Origin of the sequence: Rhodoferax koreense (assembly GCF_001955695.1) — a bacterium.
In the GTDB taxonomy this organism is placed as follows: domain Bacteria; phylum Pseudomonadota; class Gammaproteobacteria; order Burkholderiales; family Burkholderiaceae_C; genus Rhodoferax_B; species Rhodoferax_B koreensis.
On the sequence record NZ_CP019236.1, the window covers coordinates 5,240,127 to 5,256,171 of the forward strand.

17 protein-coding genes are annotated in these 16,045 nt (G+C 69.6%); 11 read left to right on the forward strand and 6 right to left on the reverse strand.

Features of this window, described 5'->3' with window-relative positions:
- Window positions 1–42: 42 nt before the first annotated feature.
- Window positions 43–900 (forward strand): oxidoreductase, encoded by an 858-nt coding sequence (locus tag RD110_RS24245; protein ID WP_076202885.1) that lies wholly within the window; start codon window positions 43–45, stop codon window positions 898–900.
- A gap of 29 nt (window positions 901–929) precedes the next feature.
- Here RD110_RS24245 and RD110_RS24250 read toward each other — a convergent pair whose 3' ends face one another.
- The 3 genes from RD110_RS24250 to RD110_RS24260 all read right to left on the reverse strand — a co-directional run bounded on the left by RD110_RS24250 (window position 930) and on the right by RD110_RS24260 (window position 3,116).
- Window positions 930–1,508: an antibiotic biosynthesis monooxygenase gene (locus RD110_RS24250; RefSeq protein ID WP_076202899.1), complete on the reverse strand. Its 579-nt coding sequence runs from the start codon at window positions 1,506–1,508 to the stop codon at window positions 930–932.
- A gap of 8 nt (window positions 1,509–1,516) precedes the next feature.
- A complete protein-coding gene (locus tag RD110_RS24255) occupies window positions 1,517–2,086 on the reverse strand; it encodes a cysteine dioxygenase family protein (RefSeq protein ID WP_076202902.1) in 570 nt (189 codons plus the stop codon).
- Between the two features lie 64 nt (window positions 2,087–2,150).
- Window positions 2,151–3,116, reverse strand: coding sequence for an AEC family transporter (locus tag RD110_RS24260; protein WP_076202905.1), 966 nt, complete (start codon window positions 3,114–3,116; stop codon window positions 2,151–2,153).
- Window positions 3,117–3,252: 136 nt separating this feature from the next.
- On the opposite strand from RD110_RS24260, the gene RD110_RS24265 reads away from it, so the two are divergent.
- From RD110_RS24265 to RD110_RS24295, 7 genes are all read left to right on the forward strand, one after another.
- Window positions 3,253–4,809 carry a methyl-accepting chemotaxis protein gene (locus RD110_RS24265; RefSeq protein WP_076202907.1) on the forward strand — a complete coding sequence of 519 codons (1,557 nt, stop codon included), beginning with the start codon at window positions 3,253–3,255 and terminating at the stop codon, window positions 4,807–4,809.
- Window positions 4,810–4,900: 91 nt separating this feature from the next.
- Window positions 4,901–5,479 carry a helix-turn-helix domain-containing protein gene (locus RD110_RS24270; RefSeq protein WP_239467112.1) on the forward strand — a complete coding sequence of 193 codons (579 nt, stop codon included), beginning with the start codon at window positions 4,901–4,903 and terminating at the stop codon, window positions 5,477–5,479.
- 127 nt (window positions 5,480–5,606) lie between these two features.
- The gene (locus RD110_RS24275) at window positions 5,607–6,584 is read left to right on the forward strand and encodes a Bug family tripartite tricarboxylate transporter substrate binding protein (protein ID WP_076202909.1); all 978 of its coding nucleotides are present in this window, start codon (window positions 5,607–5,609) and stop codon (window positions 6,582–6,584) included.
- A 22-nt stretch (window positions 6,585–6,606) separates the two neighbouring features.
- Window positions 6,607–7,674, forward strand: a complete 1,068-nt coding sequence (locus tag RD110_RS24280; protein WP_076202912.1) for an Ldh family oxidoreductase — start codon at window positions 6,607–6,609, stop codon at window positions 7,672–7,674.
- Window positions 7,675–7,725: 51 nt separating this feature from the next.
- Window positions 7,726–8,628 carry a LysR family transcriptional regulator gene (locus RD110_RS24285; protein WP_076202915.1) on the forward strand — a complete coding sequence of 301 codons (903 nt, stop codon included), beginning with the start codon at window positions 7,726–7,728 and terminating at the stop codon, window positions 8,626–8,628.
- 45 nt (window positions 8,629–8,673) lie between these two features.
- On the forward strand, window positions 8,674–10,335 hold the full coding sequence (locus tag RD110_RS24290) for an ExeA family protein (RefSeq protein ID WP_076202917.1): 1,662 nt from the start codon (window positions 8,674–8,676) through the stop codon (window positions 10,333–10,335).
- A gap of 11 nt (window positions 10,336–10,346) precedes the next feature.
- Window positions 10,347–11,039, forward strand: a complete 693-nt coding sequence (locus tag RD110_RS24295; RefSeq protein ID WP_076202919.1) for a general secretion pathway protein GspB — start codon at window positions 10,347–10,349, stop codon at window positions 11,037–11,039.
- A 48-nt stretch (window positions 11,040–11,087) separates the two neighbouring features.
- On the opposite strand, the gene RD110_RS24300 is transcribed toward RD110_RS24295, so the two are convergent.
- Entirely contained in the window at window positions 11,088–11,978 is an 891-nt protein-coding gene (locus RD110_RS24300) for a copper chaperone PCu(A)C domain-containing protein (protein WP_076202921.1), read from the reverse strand.
- Window positions 11,979–12,224: 246 nt separating this feature from the next.
- The gene (locus tag RD110_RS24305) at window positions 12,225–12,608 is read right to left on the reverse strand and encodes a DUF2946 family protein (protein ID WP_239467113.1); all 384 of its coding nucleotides are present in this window, start codon (window positions 12,606–12,608) and stop codon (window positions 12,225–12,227) included.
- A 150-nt stretch (window positions 12,609–12,758) separates the two neighbouring features.
- On the opposite strand from RD110_RS24305, the gene RD110_RS24310 reads away from it, so the two are divergent.
- Together RD110_RS24310 and RD110_RS24315 are read left to right on the forward strand one after the other, a co-directional pair.
- The gene (locus RD110_RS24310; protein ID WP_076202924.1) at window positions 12,759–13,205 is read left to right on the forward strand and encodes a hypothetical protein; all 447 of its coding nucleotides are present in this window, start codon (window positions 12,759–12,761) and stop codon (window positions 13,203–13,205) included.
- Between the two features lie 54 nt (window positions 13,206–13,259).
- Entirely contained in the window at window positions 13,260–13,493 is a 234-nt protein-coding gene (locus tag RD110_RS24315) for a DUF2789 domain-containing protein (RefSeq protein ID WP_076202927.1), read from the forward strand.
- 42 nt (window positions 13,494–13,535) lie between these two features.
- Here RD110_RS24315 and RD110_RS24320 read toward each other — a convergent pair whose 3' ends face one another.
- Entirely contained in the window at window positions 13,536–14,984 is a 1,449-nt protein-coding gene (locus RD110_RS24320) for an MFS transporter (RefSeq protein ID WP_076202930.1), read from the reverse strand.
- A 137-nt stretch (window positions 14,985–15,121) separates the two neighbouring features.
- Between RD110_RS24320 and RD110_RS24325 the strand changes: the two genes are divergently transcribed.
- Complete coding sequence (locus tag RD110_RS24325; protein ID WP_076205606.1) at window positions 15,122–16,036, forward strand: LysR family transcriptional regulator; 915 nt, start codon at window positions 15,122–15,124, stop codon at window positions 16,034–16,036.
- The last annotated feature ends 9 nt before the right edge of the window (window positions 16,037–16,045 follow it).

Consider the following 16,045-nt stretch of genomic DNA (forward strand, 5'->3'; position numbering starts at 1 on the left):
GCGCTTGCAGTAAGCTGAAACCAATCACCCACTGGAGACCACATGACCGACACCAACCCCACCGGAACCCCCGTCTGGTTCATCACCGGCTGCTCGACCGGCTTCGGTCAGGCGCTGGCGCGCAACGTGCTCGCGCGCGGCTGGCGCGCCGTCGTCACCGCGCGCGACAAGGCGCGCGTCGCCAGCCTCGTCGAAGGCATGGGCTCGCGCGCGCTGGCGCTCGACCTGGACGTGACCGATGGGGCGCAGATCGAGTCGGCCGTGGCGGCGGCCACCGCGCATTTCGGCCACATCGACGTGCTGGTCAACAACGCCGGTTACGGCTACCAGTCTTCGATCGAGGAAGGCGAGGAGGCGCAGATCCGCCGCCAGTTCGATGCCAACGTGTTCGGCCTGTTCGCGATGACCCGTGCCGTGCTGCCGGGCATGCGCGCACGCCGCCAGGGACATGTGATCAACATCACCTCGGTGGCCGGCCTGGTCGGCTTCCAGGGTTCAGGCTATTACGCGGCGAGCAAACACGCCGTCGAAGGGTTCTCGGACGCGCTGGCGGCCGAGGGCGCGCCGATCGGCATCCAGGTGACCTGCATCGAACCCGGGCCTTTCCGTACCGACTGGGCGGGTCGCTCGCTGTACCAGACGCCGAATCGCATTGCCGAATATGCCGAGACGGCGGGCGCACGCATGCAACTGACCGCGAGCGTCAGTGGCGCTCAGCCCGGCGACCCCGAGCGCGCCGCCGAGGCGATGGTGCAGGTCACGCAGCTCGACGCGCCGCCGCGCCACCTGGTGCTCGGCGCGATCGGCTTCGAAGCCATCACCGGCAAACTCAGGAGCCGGATCGCCGAGATCGAGCAATGGCGCGCCACGAGCGTGGGCGCGGACTTCCCGGCCGGCTGATCACAACGCGCGCTTGGCCGACGCGGCACCTAGCTGAACAGCCATTTCTGCAGCAGCCGCGTGTACCGGGGCATGACCACGTAGACCATCATGAAAACCACCACGGCGGTGATGGCCAGCGTGTTCAGCGGCGTACTGGATGGCAAGCCGAGTTTCCCCAGCACGGGCACGACCAGCAGCGGCACCGCCAGGGCCAGCGGATAGATTGCCGACCAGGTCACCAGGTATTGCTTCCAGCGCACCGGCACCTTGGCCTTGGCACCGCTCGGCGCAAACCAGAAATCGAGGCCGCTGCTGATGAAGAAATCGTCGCCGCGCACGAACAGCGGCTGGACCTTCTCGATCAGGCGCTGCCGCTCGAACGACGCCATCCAGTGCTGCAGGTGCGCTTTGGTGTCGAATCGGACCACCACGGTGTAGGTCTCCGTCAGTCCCTGCACGGGTCGGACCATATGCCAATCCAGGTAGCCGGGCGAGGCCTTGCACACCGGCGCAATTTCCTCGAGCCATCGCTCGTAGGCCGCGTGGCTGTCCCGGCGTATCCGGTGGGTGATGACCACGGTGGCGCCCTGGTCCTCGTCGGTGGCGGTGGATGTGCTTGCGTCCATGGATCGGGTCAGCTTTCGTTGTGGGCGACTTCGATGCGCCGCCGGGTTCTGGCGGCCACGTCGTAGATGTTGAAGTTGCTCATGGTCCGGCCGTAGAGGTGCAGGCTCACGGCGCGCGGCCGCTCAGCCGGCACGCCGGTCACGTGGATGTGATCCGGATTCGGCACGAAGCTCGTCACCGCGCCATGCGGAAGCAGCACCGTGCCGCCGCGTGCCAGGTCGATTTCCGTGTCCGCGCCGCGCTCGGGCGACAGCCTCACGTAGCCGCGCTCTTCCAACACCCCCTCGACGACACCGACCACCCCCCAGCTGCCATGGTCGTGCACCGGTGTCCATTGCCCGGGCAGCCAGACCAGCGCGTACAGGGAAAGGCTCCTGTCCGGGGCTTCGTAGACGAGGTTGCGGTTGTAGCCGGCCGGACTGCTCTGGTAATGCTGTGGCGCCAGGAAGGTGCCGGCGTGGTCGATCAGGTCCAGCATCAGCGGGGCGAGCGCGAGCACACAGTCGGCCGGATCGGCATGGCCGCGGCTTCGGGCCATGGCCTGGTCGATGAAGGATTCGAGGGCGGGAGCGGTCATGCGCCATTCTCCACCGCCGCACGGCCGGGCTCAAGCCACGCCCGGCGTGGGCCTGGAGGATCGGTCAGCGCAACAACGCCACCGCGCCCGAGAACGTGAGGAAGGCCGCAGCCGTGGAGAGCAGGATGATGCGCGCCACGCGCCCCGTGTCCGCACCGAAACGCTCGGCCAGCATCGACACGTTGCTGGCACTCGGCAAAGCGGCGACGAGCACGATCACCGTCAACGAAAACGTGTCCAGCGGCACGCCGAGGTTGATGGCCGCCAGCCCCACCAGGCCGACCAGCACCGGATGCAGCACGAGCTTCACCAGCGCCACCGGCACATAGTCCGCCAGCGGCATGGCCGCGTGCCGGCCGGCAGCGGCGACGATCTGCGAACGCGCGAGCACCGCACCGATGGTGAACAGCGCCACCGGCGAAGCCGCATCGGCGAGCAAGCCCACCGTCTGCATCACCGGCCCGGGCAGGCGCAGCTGCGTGGCCGAAGCCAGCACGCCGAGCACGATGGCCCATGGCATGGGGTTGATGGCCACGCCCTTGAGCGCGTTGCGCGCGGCCCGGGCGGCACCGTGCTCGTCCGCACCGTCGAGCCGGGACAGCGCGATGCACAGCGACGAGGTGACCAGCAGGTCGGCCACGATGGTGACGATGGCCGGGCCGGCGGCCTTGGGGCCCATCAGCGCGACAAGCAGTGGAACGCCCATGAAGCCGGTGTTGGGAAAAGCGGCCACCAGCGCGCCGAAAGCCGCGTCGTTCCAGCCGATGCGGCGGTTCAGGCTGGTGGCGACGACGAAGCCGACGATGACCAGCGCACACAGCACGTAGGTGACGAACAGGCCCACATCGAGCAGCAGGGCCAGCGGCGTGGCCGCGCCGAATCGGAACAGCATGCACGGCAGCGCGAAGAACAGCACGAAGCCGTTGAGCCCGCCGATCGACTCGAGTGGCAGCCAGCGCCGCCGCGCGGCGACATAGCCCGCCAGCACCAGCGCAAAGAACGGAAACGTGACGAGCAGGACAGTGAGCACGACTCGGATTGTCGCAGGGCATTCCGTTGCGCCGGCGCCAAAGCGGTTTGCCGCCCTGCCCAAGCTGTTTCCCAAAGCTGTTTCATCCAGTTACCATCGTTCAGCCCAGCCTGCAACCCGTCTTCGGGAGACCACCATGCCCTCCAAACCGACAAGCCTCAGCATTGCCAAGCGCCTGGGGATACTGATCGCCAGTGCGCTGCTCGGCGTGATCGTGCTGACGGCGCTCTTCCTGGTGTCCGAGCGCAGGTTGATCATGCAGGAGCGCCAGGCCAGCGTGCGGCAGAACGTGGAATCGGCGCACAGCCTGATCGCCGCGTTCCACAAGCAGTTCACCGACGGCAAGCTCACTGAGGCCGCGGCCAAGCAGCAGGCGATGGCGGCCGTGCGCGCCATGCGCTACAGCGGCAACGAATACTTCTTCATCGTCGACTTCACGCCGACCATGGTGATGCACCCGATCCGCCCCGACCTCGAAGGCCAGAACGTCTCGGAAAACAAGGACCCGACCGGCAAGCGCCTGTTCGTCGAATTCGTGAACGTGGTCAAGGCCTCGGGCGCGGGCGACGTCGTCTACCTCTGGCCCAAGCCGGGCAGCGACCAGCCCGTGGAGAAGGCCTCGTACGTCGAGGGCTTCCAGCCCTGGGGCTGGATCGTCGGCTCGGGCGTCTACGTGGACACCGTGGACGCGCGTTTCCGAGAGCGCGCGATCACGTTCGGCCTGGGTGCGCTGGTGCTGGCCGCGGTACTGCTCGGCGTGGGCCTGTTGATCACCCGCAGCCTGTTGCGCGAACTCGGCGGCGAACCCGGGCTCGCCGCGCAACTGGCCGGCCGCATGGCCCAGGGCGACCTGTCCACAAAGATCGAAGTCAAGCCGGGCGACACGGCGAGCCTGCTCCACGCGATGCGCAGCATGCGCGACAGCATCGCCGGTATCGTGGCCGAAGTGCGCACCGGCACCGACGCCATTGCCGCCGCGTCGAGCCAGATCGCCTCGGGCAACAACGATCTCTCGGCGCGTACCGAACAACAGGCCAGTGCGCTGGAAGAAACCGCGGCCTCGATGGAGGAGCTCACCAGCACCGTGAAACAGAACGCCGACAACGCACGCCAGGCCAGCCAGCTCGCGGCCTCGGCCTCGCAAGTGGCGGCCCGGGGCGGCGCGGTGGTGGCCGAGGTGGTAAGCACCATGGGCACGGTGAACGCCTCGTCGAAGAAGATCGTGGACATCATCGGCGTCATCGACGGCATCGCCTTCCAGACCAACATCCTCGCGCTCAATGCCGCCGTGGAGGCTGCGCGGGCAGGCGAACAGGGCCGCGGCTTCGCGGTGGTGGCCTCGGAAGTGCGCGGGCTGGCGCAGCGCTCCGCCGCAGCGGCCAAGGAAATCAAGGCGCTGATCGACGACTCGGTCGGCAACGTGGCGCACAGCACCCGCCTCGTCGACCAGGCCGGCGCCACCATGGGCGAGGTGGTGCAAAGCGTGCAGCGCGTGACCGACATCATTGCCGAGATCGCCGCAGCCAGCCAGGAGCAGTCGCAGGGCATCGACCAGATCAACCAGGCCATCGCCGACATGGACGGCGTGACGCAACAGAACGCGGCGCTGGTCGAGGAAGCCGCCGCTGCGGCGTCCTCGATGCGCAGCCAGGCCGAGCAGCTGGCACAGCGGGTGAGCGTGTTCCGGCTGTAGCGTCCGGCGCGGCAAAATGCGCCATGCCCATCCGTTGCGAAGCCAAGCCGTTTTGACCGCGCCAGCCCCCGCCCGCCCCGCCGCCCCGTCCGTGGGCAGGATCATCGACCGCGAAGAGATGGGCCGGCGCCTGCGCGCCGAGCGCAAGCACCGGGGGCTGACGCTGCGCGAGGTGGCACAGGCCTCGGGGGTGTCGCTGCCCACCCTGTCGAAGATGGAGCTCGGCCAGGTCTCGATCAGCTACCAGAAGTTCGTCGCCGTGGCCCGCGCGCTGGGCATCGACATGGCGCAGCTCTTCGAGCCCGACGTCGCCGGCGGCACGCAGCCCGCGCCGACCTTCGCCCACACCCGGCTCGACCAGGCGCCGACCTACGCCGGTGATCGGTACGACCACGTGATGCTGGCCGCCGAGTTCCCGCGCAAGAAGATGACACCGGTCTACAGCCGCATCCAGACGCGCGACCTGTCGGAGTTCCGCCAGTACAACCGCCATGCGGGGGAGGAGTTCCTCATGGTGATCGCCGGCACCCTGCAGATCTGTTTCGAGACCGGCGAGAAACTCACACTGAACGCCTCGGAGTCGGTCTATTTCGACAGCGGCATCGGCCATGTCTACCTTGCGGTGGGCGCGCAGGATGCGCAGGTGTTGATCGTGATGAGCGACGCCTGACCGGCCATCGATCCAAGACGCGCATCAATCCATCCCCAATTTGGATTGGACGCGCATCGGTCCGTGGTGCTGTACTCCACCCACGCCGGCCCAAGAGCCAGCGGGTACCCCAAACGGAGACAAGAACATGGCCAACCGCCGCCACATCCTGCAGTCCCTCGGCGCCTTTCCGATGCTCGCCGCCTTCGGCGTCAGCCATGCCGAAGCCTGGCCCAGCCGGCCGCTGCGCATCGTCGTGCCCAACGCGCCCGGCGGCACGTCCGACATCATCGGCAGGCTGCTCACCAAACCCTTGTCCGATGCGCTCGGCCAGCCGGTGATCATCGAGAACCGCGCCGGGGCCGGCGGCAACATCGGCGCCGCAGCCGTGGCGCAAGCCACCGACCAGCACACCGTGCTGCTGTGCGACGTGGGCGGGCTGGCCATCAGCCCGTCGATCTACAAGACGCTGCCCTACAACCTGGACCGCGACCTGCAGGGCGTGGCCATGCTGGCGCAATCGCCGCACCTGCTGGCCGTGCACCCGTCGGTGGAGGCCAACAACCTGCAGGAGCTGATCGCGCTGTCCAAACGCACCAGGCTCAACGTGGCGCTGGCCGGCCAGGGCACGCCGAACCACCTGGCCACCGTGCAGCTGGCGCAGATCACCGGCATCCAGTGGCAACACGTGCCGTACAAGGGCGGCGCACCGGCCGTGGGCGACACGGTGGCCAACGTGACGCAGGCCGTGCTCAACGGCATGGCGGCCACCTATCCGCAGGTGCAGGGCGGCAAGCTCAAGGCCATCGGCGTGGCCGGCAAGACGCGTTCACCGCTGCTGCCGAACCTGCCCACACTGGCCGAACAGGGCGCGACCGATTTCGAATCGGGCACCTGGCAGGGCGTCACCGTGTCCTCGAAACTGCCGAAAGACCAGGTGGCGCGGCTGCATGCCGAGTTGGTGCGGATCGTGCAGGAGCCGGCCTTGCGCGCGCAACTGCGCGATGCGGGCGTGGACATGGTGGCGATGTCGCCGGTCGAGACCACGCAGTTCATCGCCAGGGACCGCGTGCGCTGGGCCAAGGTCGTCAAACAAGCCGGCAACACCATCGAAGGTTCCACCTGAGTCTGTTTTCTTCAAGTCATCCATGCCCCTTCCAACCAAACTGCCCATCGCGCAACTCACGCGCTTCGCCACCGAACTGTTCTGCGCCGCCGGCATGGACGCCGACAAGGCCGCCACCGTGGCACGCTACCTGGTGTTGACCGACACCATGGGTCGGCGCACCCACGGCCTGGCCATGGCGCCGCTGTACCTGGCCGATATCGCCAAGGGCGGCATGGCGCTGACCGGCGCGCCCGAGGTGGTGAAAGACACCGGCGCCACCCTGGTCTGGGACGGCGGCTACCTGCCCGGCCTGTGGCTGATGGACCAGGCCATCACGCTCGGCATGCAGCGCGCGGCCGAGCTCGGCGTGGTCACCTTCGCCATCCGCCGCAGCCACCACATCGGCTGCCTCGCGGCACTCGTGAAGCAGGCGGCCGACCAGGGTTTCATCGCCATCGTGCAGAACTCCGAACCGGCCGCGCGCCGCGTGGCGCCCTACGGTGGCCGGGAGGCGCTGTTCACACCGAACCCGATGGCCATCGGCTATCCGGCGGGCGAACTGCCTGTGCTGGTGGACATCTGCGCGTCCATCACCACCACCTCGATGACGCGCACCAAGTTCGCGGCCGGCGAAACCTTCGACCATCCCTGGCTGCTCGACGGCCAGGGCCGGCCCACGCGCGACCCGGCCGTGCTGGAGCACACCGAGCCGCGCGGCTCGCTGCAGCTCATCGGCGGCCAGGAATACGGCCACAAGGGCTTCGGCCTGGCGCTGATGATCGAGGCGCTGTCGCAAGGCCTGTCGGGCCACGGCCGTGCGGACGCACCCAGGCGCTGGGGCGGCAACGTCTTCCTGCAGGTGCTGAACCCTGAATTCTTCGCGGGCGCCGAGGCCTTCGAGCAGCAGACCGCATTCTTCGCGCAGCAATGCCGCGACAGCGCGCCGATCCGGCCGGAGCAGCCGGTGCGCATCCCCGGCGACCAGGTGGCGCGGCATATTGCTGCGGCCGAGGCCGAAGGCGTAGCCTGCGATGCAGTGACCTGGGCCGCGCTGGCGGCCTGCGCCGACCAGCTCGGCGTGGCCCTGCCCGCCGAGGAAACCGCCTGAGCTAGGATCACCGCTCCGCCAACCATCCACCGCGCCGCACGGCGCACCGCCATGTTCCAGCTCAGCCAGATCCGCTGCTTCGTCGTGCTGGCCAACGAACTGCACTTCGGCCGCGCCGCCGTGCGGCTGCACATGACGCAGCCGCCACTGAGCCGGCAGATCCAGCAGCTCGAGGCCGCGCTCGGCGTGCAATTGCTGGAGCGCACGCAACGCAACGTGCAGCTCACGCCGGCCGGCAAGGCTTTCCTGCCCGAAGCCGAGTACCTGATGCAGTTGAGCCAGTCCGCCGCCTCGGTGGCGCGCCGCGCGGCCCAGGGCGAAGCCGGCACCGTGCGGCTGGGCTACGTGGCCGGCGCGAGCTTCGGCTTCATGCCGCGCATCGTGGCCGCCGCCAACAAGCAGTTGCCGGGTCTGGACATCGTGCTGCGTGACCTCAGCACCACCGAACAGTTCGAGGCCCTGCGTTCGGGCCGGCTCGACGTGGGCATCACGCGCTCGCCGGCCGACCACGCCGACCTGCGCAGCGCCAGCGTGCTGCGCGAACCCTTCGTGGCCGCGCTGCCCGCCGCCCACCCGCTGGCCGCCAGGCGCAAACTCGCCATCGAAGCCCTCCACGGGCAGGACCTGATCATGTACGAGCCCGGCCAGGGTGGCAGCATGTACGAACTGCTCACCGCCGCCTTCCATGCCGCACGGGTGGCGCCGCGCTATGTGCAGCACGTGCGCCAGACGTATTGCCTGATGGGCCTGGTCGGCAGCGGCATCGGCATCGCGCTGATCCAGGCTTCGGCCGCGCGGCTGCGCATGCCCGGCGTGGCGGTGCGGCCCATCGGCCTGCCGGCGGCGGCGGTGTCCGAATTCCACCTGGCCTGGCGCGCGGCGGACGAAGCGGCGAATCCGGCGGTCGAGCGCTTCCGGCAACTGGTGTTGGCCGATGCCGGAAAAGCCGCATAGGGCCCGCACACGGCGCCGCCACGCCGGGTCGTTATCCTCGGGGTTATGTACGCCTCTTTCTTCGGCCTGAGCCAGGACCCGTTTTCCATCGCGCCCGACCCGCGCTACCTGTTCATGAGCGAACGCCACCGCGAGGCGCTGGCACACCTGCTGTACGGCCTGGGCGGCGGGGGCGGCTTCGTGCTGCTGACCGGCGAGATCGGCACCGGCAAGACCACGGTGTGCCGCTGCTTCCTGGAGCAGATCCCGGCCGACTGCAATGTCGCCTACATCTTCAACCCCAAGCTCACGGTGGGCGAACTGCTGCAGTCGGTCTGCGACGAGTTCGGCATCCCCCACGGCCACAATGGACCGGGCGAGGAAACCGCCAAGGACTGCATCGACCCGCTGAACGCCTTCCTGCTGCGCACGCATGCGGCCGGCCAGCATAACGTGCTGATCATCGACGAGGCGCAGAACCTCTCGGCCGACGTGCTCGAGCAGTTGCGCCTGCTGACCAACCTCGAGACCAACGAACGCAAGCTGCTGCAGATCATCCTCATCGGCCAGCCCGAACTGCGCACGCTGCTGGCGCGGCCCGAACTGGAACAGCTGGCGCAGCGCGTGATCGCGCGCTTCCACCTGGATGCGCTGAGCCTGGCCGAGACCGAACACTACATCGCCCACCGCCTGGCCATCGGCGGACGGCACGGCGCGCTGCCCTTCGACCGCGCGGCGCTGCAACTCGTGCACCGCATGACGCACGGCGTGCCGCGGCGCATCAACCTGCTGTGTGGCCGCGCGCTGCTCGGCGCCTATGCCACCGGCCAGTCGGTGGTGGACCGCAAGATCGTGGCCAAGGCCGGCACCGAGGTGTTCGGCGACCTGCCGGCGGCACGCAGCGCGGGCCATCCCAAGGCGGTGGCCGCGGGCCTGGGCCTGGTGGCGGGCGTTGCGCTGCTGGCCGGGCTGGGCTGGGCCATGGGCGTCAAGTTGCCGTGGACCGGCGCATCACCCACCGCCGCATCATCCGCCGCCGGCCCGCACATCGCCGCCGCGCGGCCTGCGGCCTCCCAGGCATCCGCAGCCCTGGCGGCCACTGCGACTGCCGCGGCCACCGATCACTTCGCCGACCTCTTCACCACCTTGCCGCGCGCCGAGGACGCGGCCTGGCGGGCCCTCGCCGCGGACTGGAAAGCCACGCCGGACGCCGCTGCCGACCCCTGCGAGGCCTTGCCGGCCCAGGGCCTGCAGTGTTTCCGCAGCACGCGCACCAGCCTGGCGCTGATCCGCCAGCTCGACCGGCCGGGCCTGCTGACGCTCACCGATGCCCAGGGCCGGCCGGCCTACGCACTGCTGCGGGGGCTCGACGCCCGGAACGCGACCTTGCTCGTCAACGGCCAACCGCGAGCCGTGCCGCTGGCCACCCTCGCCTTGTACTGGCGCGGCGAATACGCCACCTTGTGGCGCACGCCGCCGCTGGACGACCGGCTCAAGGGAGAAAAAGCCCGCGCAGCCGCGACCGCGCAGTGGGTGAGCCAGCAACTCGCAACCCTGCCCGGTGTGGCCACGCCGGCCAGCGGCGCAGCAGCCGGCGACAGCCCGCGCGAACGGATCTACCGCTTCCAGCTCGCGCAAGGCCTGGTGCCCGACGGCCAGGCCGGCCCGATCACGCTGATGCTGCTCAACCGCGCCACCGGCGTGGCCGAACCGCAGTTGCAAAAATAAACACCCACGCCATGTCCTACATCCTCGAAGCCCTGAAACGTGCCGACGCCGAGCGCGACCGCGGCGCCGTGCCCACGCTGCACAGCCACGCGATGCCGGCCGCGGCCCAGACGCGCCCGCGCGCGCCCATCGCCAACTGGATCGCGGCCGGCGCGCTGCTGGCCCTGTTGGTGGTCGCCGCCCTGTGGTGGACGCTGGGACGCCAGCCCGCACCGGTGGTGCTGGCCCCCGTGGTGACGCCGTCACCGGCACCGGCCGTGGTGGCCGCCGCGCCGGCGCTACCAGCCGCACCGGCGGCGCCCGTCGCCGTGGCACCGCCAAGGCCCGCACCGTCGGCGCCGCCGCGCAAGGCCGCGGAGCCGCCCCGCGCCGCCGCGGCACGCCCTGCCGCATCGGCCGCCGCCACTGCCGCGCCCCCGCAAGCGGCAGCACCCGCACCGGCGCCGCGGACCTCGGCGGCGCCAACCGCCGCCAGCCTGATCTACAACGTGGCGGAGCTGCCCGACGATATCCGCGCGCAGTTGCCCAAGCTTTCGATCAGTGGCGTCACCTATTCGGCCCAGGCCGCCTACCGCATGCTCATCGTCAACGGCCAGGTGCTGCACGAAGGCGACGAGCCCGCGCCGGGCCTGACGCTGGAGACGATCCGGCAGAAGGACATGGTGCTGCGCTTCAAGGGCTACCGGTACAGCGTGGGTTATTGAACCGGCCGCCATGGCGGCCCGCCGCAAGATTTCGAGCCCGAGCCCGCCTCAATGCTGGTGGGGCGATCCCGCCGCGGCGGCGCCTTCGGGTATCCCCACCGGCACGCTCACCTCCAGCGCGCTCTTCACGCCCTTGGCATCTTCGAAGCGCAGCGTCAGCGGCAGGTTCGTGCCCTTGGTGATGGGCTGCTTCAGGTCCATCAGCATCACGTGGTAACCGCCGGGGCTGAGTTCCACGGTCTTGCGCGGCGGCAGGTCGAGGCCGCCCTTGAGCTCGCGCATCTTCATCACGTCGCCTTCCATCTTCATCTCGTGCACCTCCGCCACGCCGGCCGCGGGCGTGGAGAGGCTGACCAGGCGCGCGCCCGACGGCGCGCTGAGCTTCATGAAGGCCCCGGTGCCGCTCTGGCCCGGCACGGCCGGGCGCACCCAGGCGTCCTTCACGTCCACCGCGGCCACGCCGGGGGCGAGCACGTCGAGCCGCGCCGCGGGCGAAACCAGCTTCTCGCCGGCCGCACCGGTGGGCAACTGTGCCCAGTCGGCACTGCCCACGTCGCAGCTCTGCAGCACCTTGAAGTACAGCGGGCCGGGCGTGGACGTGAGCCTGCCGCGCAGGATGAACTCGGCTTTGTCGTGGCCCGCCAGGGCCTTGTCGGGGCTGTCCGGTGTCCAGCGGACCTGCGGCTCACCCTCTTTCTGGACTTCGAGCTTCCAGCCAGCACGCGGCACGGCCTCGGCCAGCGTGAAGCCCTTGGGCAGGCGCACCGTGATGCCGGTGGTGGCCTTGGCGCCTTCGCAGGCATGGCCGACGCGGAACGCAGCCTCGTAGTCGCTGCCGGCCGCGGCACCGCCGGGCGGCAGTGTGACGTGGGCCGAGGCAGCGCCGGTGAACACGGCCAAAGCCGCCAGAGCGAGGGGTGCAGGGAATTTTTTCTTCATGTGGATCTCTTGGTCGGGTGGAGTCGGGGTGGGGCCGCCATGGCGCGCCCGGGCCCATGGCTGGCGGATGGGCGCGGGCCGACCTGCATGGCCCGCTGTCGGGGCCGGGCCACGAGGCGCCGGTGCGATGGTGTGGTTCAAAGGATGGCTTCCCACGGCGCCCGCCAGGGGCACCGCTGATCAATGCAAAAAGTGTTCGAAACGCTCGGCCCACGGGCGCGATACGCTACGAAATCGATAGCCGGATCAGAAAAGCGTCGGTGGGCCGCGCGCCGGCAGGGGCGCAGCCGTGGCCGCGGCGATGCGCGCCGCCGGAATCGACTGCATGGCATGCGACAGCGGCACGAGCACCGGCAGCGACACGTTCGGCGCCGGCGGCAGCGGGCCGCCCAGCACGCACAGCGGGCAGTCCATGTGGCCCATGCCGACCTCCTGCACGCCATCGTCCGTATGCACGACGGCCTTGACCGCGCCGGCACTGGTGCAGACCAGCTCCACCGACTGCGGATGCACGATCGGCGAGGCGATGGCGGCGCCGAGCGACAACACGAACCACAGCATCACCCACCGCGCGAAGGCAACACGCAGGCGCGCGCCGGTCGAAGATGGAGGATGGGCCGTGGAGAACATGGTCGGCAGATTATCAACCAGGATGGCCACCACGACCCGCGGCCTACAAGAACAGGGTATGAAGACCGACACGCCCGCCGATCGCACGGCGGCCCAATGGAGGGAAGGCGCTGTTGCCTTTGCATGTTTTACCAACCGAGGATGAGAACCATGGCCGACTACACCAAGACACCCGCAGAGATCGAGAACGACGCGCGCCAGGTCGGACGCGACGCGGCCAGTGCGGCCGAAGGCATCGCCAGCGAAGCCAAGGCCATCGGCGCCAACACGGTGCAGTCGCTGCGCCCGGCCGTGGAGGACGCCAAAGCCACGGTCCGCGAGGCCGCCGACACCGCCAAGGGCCTGGCCAGCGATGCCAAGGAAATTGCGGGCGACGCCGTTGACAGCGCCACGGACTACGCCAGAACCACCGCCAAAAGCGTGGCCGACACCGCCAGCCAGAAGCTTGACCAGCTCAAGAGCAAAGCCGCCGACGCCCAGGCAGCCGCCGCGCAATACATTGCCGACGAGCCGATCAAGGCGGTGCTGGTCGGCGTCGCCGCCGGCGCCCTGCTCGCCACGCTGCTGCTCAATATCAACCGGCCGCGCCGTTTCTGACCCGTTGCGCCGCTGCGCGCCCGATCGACATACCCTGGACGGAGACCCTGCCCAATGGATTTGACCAACCACGTGATGACTGACCTGTTCGACCAGCTCGGCCTGCCGAGCAGCGAAGCGGAGATGACGCAATTCATCGCCGACCACCGCCCGTTGCCCGAGTCGGTGAAACTGGCCGATGCGCCCTTCTGGAGCAAGGGCCAGGCGCAGTTCCTGCGCGAGGAAATCAACGAAGACTCCGAATGGGCGCCCTTGGTGGACCAGCTCAACACCAGCCTGCGCGCCTGAGCCGCATCCACCGCAGAGCGACCCGTCGGGCGCGTGCTCCGTTCAAAGCGGAGGACGCGCCCTGCGCTGCGTCGCCAACGCGTTGACCCAGGCTGGCGCAAGTGCTGCGAGCATCAGCAGCGCCGCGACGGCGAAGGTGCCTCGCATGCCCGCGGACACCGCCTCCGGCCCCGCCGTGGCAATGTCGGTCGTAGCGGCAAACGCGAACACGGCGCCCATCACCGACGCTCCGGTCACCAGGCCCAGATTGCGCGAGAGGGCCAACAGACCCGAGACCACGCCGCGCTGGGGCGGCTGCACGTCCATCATCACCGCCGTATTGTTGGCGGCCTGGAACAACTGGTAGCCGGGCGTGAGCACGGCGATGCCGGCGATGTAACCCGCCAGGCCGAAATGCATCGGCAGCATCGACAGCCCCGTGGCGCCCAGGCCCATGGCAACGAGGCCCACGGTGGCCATGGCCGGCGCGCCCCGTCGGTCCACCAGACGCCCCGCCCAGACGCCGCTGAGCGCGGAGACCACCGGGCCGATCGCCATGACCAGCCCCAGACGGGCCGCGTCGAGGTCGAGGGCCCGCGACAGGTAGAACGGTCCGACCACCAGCGTGGCCATCATCACCGTCGAGACCAACACGTTCATGACCAGGCCGCCGCTCAGCACCCGGCTGCGAAAGGCCGCCAGCCGGATCAAGGGAAACGCCGCACGCGTCTCGAAGCGCACGAACAGCCCGAGGCCGGCTCCGGCCGACAGCAGCAGGGCGATGTTGAGCCGACCGAAATGGCCGCGTCCCATGGTCATCGCCAGCGCATAGGCCGCCAGCGTGAACGCAAGCAGCAGCGTACCCCCGTGGTCGAAGCCCGGCTTGCGCGCCGCAGGCAGCGCGGCGTCCGCGCGCAGGTGGTGCCGCGCAAGGCCCCAGGCCAGCAGGCCCAGTGGCAGGTTCACCAGGAAGATGGCGCGCCAGCCCAGCCCGGCGATCAGCACGCCGCCCAGCGAGGGGCCGAGCGCGGTCCCCACCGCCGACATGGTGCCCAGCAGGCCCATGGCGCTACCGGTGCGCTCCTTCGGCACGGTGTCGGCAACGAAGGCCGTGGCCAGCGCCATCATCACCGCGGCGCCCAGCCCCTGCACCGCTCGTGCGGCCACCAGCAGCCATAGCGTGGGCGCCGCGCCGCAAAAGGCCGAGGCCGACGTGAACAGCAGAACGCCGGCCAGCAGCAGCCGGCGCCTGCCGACGATGTCGCCAAGCCGGCCGACGCTGACGATCAGCGTGGTGATGGCCAGCAGATAAGCCAGCACGATCCACTGCACCTGCTGGAAACTCGCGCCGAAGGCCTGCCCCATCGCCGGCAGGCCGACGTTGGCGATGCTGGTGCCCAGCGAAGCCAGCAACATGCACACGGCCAGGCTGGCCAGCGCGCCCCGCGGCGACACCGCCTCCACGGTGGCGCCGCTGTGCTGGACTGGATTCAGAACCCTTGACTTTCCCATCGATCCATCTCCTGTTGACGCCCGGATCGGGCCTGCGGCAAGCCTAGGGTTTTGTGTCGCATCGCGGAAGGCGCCACCGACGCACTGTGTCCATGCGTTCAACGCCATGCCACCACCCGATGCGGTATGGTTCGCGCATGAGCCTCCCCGATCTCAACCTGCTCGTGACGTTGGACGTGCTGCTTGCGGAATGCAGCGTGGCCGGGGCCGCGCGGCGCCTGCGGCTCAGCCCGTCGGCCATGAGCCGCGCACTCGCACGGCTGCGCGAAACCACGGGCGATCCGCTGCTGGTGCGCGCCGGCCGCGGCCTGGTGCCCACGCCGCGCGCCGTGGCCTTGCGCGAACAGGTGCACTTGCTGGTGCAATCCGGCGAGGCGGTGTTACGGCCCGCGAACCAGCTCAAGCTCGCGCAACTGTCGCGCACCTTCACGCTGCGCACCAGCGATGGCTTCGTGGAGAACTTCGGGCCGGCCCTGCTCGCGCGCATCGGCAAGGAAGCGCCCGGCGTGCGCCTGCATTTCGTGCAGAAATCCGACAAGGACAGCGCGCCTTTGCGCGATGGCCTTGTCGACCTGGAAACCGGGGTGGTCGGCAAGGGTGCCGCGCCCGAGCTGCGCCTGCAGGCCCTGTTCCGCGACCGCTTCATCGGCGTGGTTCGTGCGGGCCACCCGCTCGTCGAAGGCGAGCTCACGCCCGCGCGTTATGCGGCCGGGCGGCACATCGGGATCACGCGGCGTGGATTGGACAAGGGGCCGGTCGATCAAGCCCTGCTGCCGCTGGGCCTGGCACGCGACGTCGTCACGCTCGTCGGCGGCTTCGCCACCGCGCTGGCACTCGTGCGCGCCTCCGATCTCGTCGCCAGCGTGCCAGAGAGGCACACCGGCAGCCTGCGCACCGGCCTGCACAGTTTTGCCCTGCCCTTCGACATGCCGGAAATCACCGTATCGATGCTGTGGCACCCGCGGCTGGACGCCGATCCCGCGCATCGATGGCTGCGCGGCTGCGTGCGCGAGGCCTGCGCGGCAGACGCACCAGCCACGCAGTCGGTGTGAAAGACCTCG

What these genes read in the sequence shown, in the direction of transcription:
- RD110_RS24320 (WP_076202930.1), bottom strand. Translation starts at nt 14,984, where the DNA reads ATGGGAAAGTCAAGGGTTCTGAATCCAGTCCAGCACAGCGGCGCCACC.
- RD110_RS24325 (WP_076205606.1), top strand. Translation starts at nt 15,122, where the DNA reads ATGAGCCTCCCCGATCTCAACCTGCTCGTGACGTTGGACGTGCTGCTT.
- RD110_RS24290 (WP_076202917.1), top strand. Translation starts at nt 8,674, where the DNA reads ATGTACGCCTCTTTCTTCGGCCTGAGCCAGGACCCGTTTTCCATCGCG.
- RD110_RS24245 (WP_076202885.1), top strand. Translation starts at nt 43, where the DNA reads ATGACCGACACCAACCCCACCGGAACCCCCGTCTGGTTCATCACCGGC.
- RD110_RS24295 (WP_076202919.1), top strand. Translation starts at nt 10,347, where the DNA reads ATGTCCTACATCCTCGAAGCCCTGAAACGTGCCGACGCCGAGCGCGAC.
- RD110_RS24305 (WP_239467113.1), bottom strand. Translation starts at nt 12,608, where the DNA reads ATGTTCTCCACGGCCCATCCTCCATCTTCGACCGGCGCGCGCCTGCGT.
- RD110_RS24250 (WP_076202899.1), bottom strand. Translation starts at nt 1,508, where the DNA reads ATGGACGCAAGCACATCCACCGCCACCGACGAGGACCAGGGCGCCACC.
- RD110_RS24315 (WP_076202927.1), top strand. Translation starts at nt 13,260, where the DNA reads ATGGATTTGACCAACCACGTGATGACTGACCTGTTCGACCAGCTCGGC.
- RD110_RS24265 (WP_076202907.1), top strand. Translation starts at nt 3,253, where the DNA reads ATGCCCTCCAAACCGACAAGCCTCAGCATTGCCAAGCGCCTGGGGATA.
- RD110_RS24255 (WP_076202902.1), bottom strand. Translation starts at nt 2,086, where the DNA reads ATGACCGCTCCCGCCCTCGAATCCTTCATCGACCAGGCCATGGCCCGA.
- RD110_RS24310 (WP_076202924.1), top strand. Translation starts at nt 12,759, where the DNA reads ATGGCCGACTACACCAAGACACCCGCAGAGATCGAGAACGACGCGCGC.
- RD110_RS24300 (WP_076202921.1), bottom strand. Translation starts at nt 11,978, where the DNA reads ATGAAGAAAAAATTCCCTGCACCCCTCGCTCTGGCGGCTTTGGCCGTG.
- RD110_RS24285 (WP_076202915.1), top strand. Translation starts at nt 7,726, where the DNA reads ATGTTCCAGCTCAGCCAGATCCGCTGCTTCGTCGTGCTGGCCAACGAA.
- RD110_RS24275 (WP_076202909.1), top strand. Translation starts at nt 5,607, where the DNA reads ATGGCCAACCGCCGCCACATCCTGCAGTCCCTCGGCGCCTTTCCGATG.
- RD110_RS24280 (WP_076202912.1), top strand. Translation starts at nt 6,607, where the DNA reads ATGCCCCTTCCAACCAAACTGCCCATCGCGCAACTCACGCGCTTCGCC.